Annotated in this window: 2 protein-coding genes; both read left to right on the top strand. The window is 39.0% G+C overall.

Translation table 11 applies throughout. The features are described 5' to 3' along the window. Positions 1 to 276 precede the first annotated feature (276 nt). Positions 277 to 1,467: a glycine C-acetyltransferase gene (locus tag AC1DRF_RS22755; RefSeq protein ID WP_477727548.1), complete on the top strand. Its 1,191-nt coding sequence runs from the start codon at positions 277 to 279 to the stop codon at positions 1,465 to 1,467. Positions 1,468 to 1,504: 37 nt separating this feature from the next. Beyond that, entirely contained in the window at positions 1,505 to 2,464 is a 960-nt protein-coding gene (locus tag AC1DRF_RS22750; protein WP_016763582.1) for an L-threonine 3-dehydrogenase, read from the top strand. Positions 2,465 to 2,561 lie beyond the last annotated feature (97 nt).

Here is a 2,561-nt window from a genome sequence, read left to right as displayed (position 1 = left end):
GATAACGTTCCCGTAAACTCATTCATAATAAGAAGGATTCTTATCAATGCAGAAAATTTTTTATTTTTTGTTTTTTTAGTATGGACATTTACCTAGTTGTTTATTATTATGAATTCTATAAGCATTGAATTTTAAGCGCTTTCAAAAGAAACATTTGTCTTTCTCAGGAATACACTTGATTTTTAACTCATATACTGTAAGTGCTTAGATTAATCTTTTAATGGGGAAAAGAGAAATTTATAAGACGTGTTGAACAACAATGAGGGGGTATGGAAGATGACAAGCAGACGTTTAAAAGAATTCTTGAATAATAATTTAGAAGATTTAAAAGATAAAGGATTATACAATGTCATTAATCCGGTAGAGGGGCCAAACGGACCTGTGATTCAAATTGAGGGAAAGCAATTAATTAATTTATCATCCAACAATTATTTGGGTCTTGCTACAGACGAGAGGCTTATTAACGCGTGCAACGAAGCCACTGAAAAATACGGAGTGGGGGCTGGAGCTGTCCGAACGATTAATGGAACTCTAAATATTCATATTAAGCTGGAGGAAAAGCTAGCCGAGTTTAAGCATACAGAAGCAGCTATAGCTTATCAGTCTGGCTTTAACTGTAATATGGCAGCCATCTCCGCGGTTATGGATAAACATGATGCGATTTTATCAGATGAGCTGAATCACGCTTCAATTATTGACGGATGCCGGCTATCAAAAGCAAAAATTATTCCTTTTAAGCATTCAGATATGGAAGATCTTCGTGCAAAAGCGGGCGAAGCACAAAAATCCGGTTTATATAATAAAATAATGGTAATTACCGATGGTGTATTCTCAATGGATGGAGACATTGCTAAGCTTCCGGAAATTGTAGAAATCGCAGAGGAATTTGACTTAATCACATACGTAGATGATGCTCACGGGTCGGGCGTATTAGGGAACGGCATGGGCACAGTCAAACATTTTGGCTTATCTGAAAAAGTAGACTTCCAGATTGGAACATTATCAAAAGCGATTGGAGCTGTAGGTGGGTACGTAGCCGGAAAAAAAGACTTAATCGACTGGTTAAAAGTAAGAAGCCGTCCGTTTTTGTTTTCGACTGCTATTACACCAGGCACGGCTGCTGCCTGTATAAAAGCAATTGAAATCCTAAGCACAAGTACAGAGCTGCAGCAGCAAATGTGGGAAAACAGTCGGTATTTAAAGCAAGGACTAAAAGAACTAGGCTTTAACATTGGAGAAAGTGAAACACCTATCACTCCGTGCATCATAGGAGATGAAAACCAAACGCAGATTTTTAGTGAGAGATTAATAGAAGAAGGGGTATACGCTAAATCAATTGTTTTCCCAACCGTTCCAAGAGGGACAGGACGCGTTCGCAATATGCCGACGGCTGTTCATACGAAAGAAATGTTAGATGAAGCACTTCGTATCTACAAACAAGTAGGCAAGGAAATGAAATTAATCTAAACGTTTAATCTAGGCAGTACACGAGGAGGATATTGACATGAAAAAAGTATTAATAACGGGTTCTTTAGGGCAAATCGGTTCTGAGTTAACGACGAAAATGAGAGAGATATATGGTTCAGAAAATATTATTGCCACCGATATTCGCAAAACGACGAGCGATGTCGTGACTTCAGGTCCATTCGAGATTTTAGATGTAACGGATCAGACTGCGTTATTTACGATCGCTAAAAAGCATAAAGTTGATACGATTATTCACTTGGCTGCGCTGTTATCAGCGACAGCCGAGCAAAAACCGCTTCTAGCTTGGAATCTAAATATGGGCGGGTTAGTAAACGCGCTCGAAGTAGCACGCGAGCTGCAGTGTCAATTTTTCACTCCAAGTTCAATTGGTGCATTTGGTCCAACGACTCCAAAAGACTGGACGCCGCAGGATACAATTCAACGTCCTACCACAATGTATGGTGTTAATAAAGTAGCGGGTGAATTACTTTGCGATTACTACCACCATAAATTCGGAGTAGATACACGAGGGCTGCGTTTTCCAGGCTTAATTTCATACGTAACGCCTCCAGGTGGAGGAACAACGGACTACGCTGTTGAAATTTATTATGAAGCTGTTAAGCATAAGCGATATACGTCCTATATTGACAAAGGAACATATATGGATATGATGTATATGCCTGATGCATTAAATGCTGTTATCCAACTAATGGAAGCAGATGGTTCTAAGCTTAAGCACCGAAATTCATTTAACGTTTCTGCCATGAGTTTTGATCCAGAACAAATGGCGACTGAAATCAGAAAAACGATTCCGGAATTTGTTCTGAATTACCAAGTAGACCCTGTTCGACAAGCAATTGCTGAAAGCTGGCCTAACCATATAGATTCCAGCTGTGCGATAGAAGAGTGGGGATTTAAAACAGAATATAACCTAGAAAAAATGACGAGAGAGATGCTGGGAAAGTTAAAAGTTGAATCACAGCTTGTCTTAACGTAAGTAGAGAAAAATGATTTCTTCTTTGAAAATAAAGTAAGCGCTTACTAAAAGGTGGGTTCCTTGTTTATGCAAGTTCTACTTCGTAACAGTGTTGGAC

This window comes from Priestia sp. P5_B4, assembly GCF_056400385.1.
The sequence above is the reverse complement of the archived record's forward strand: the minus strand, read 5'-3'. Positions and strand labels throughout refer to the sequence as shown.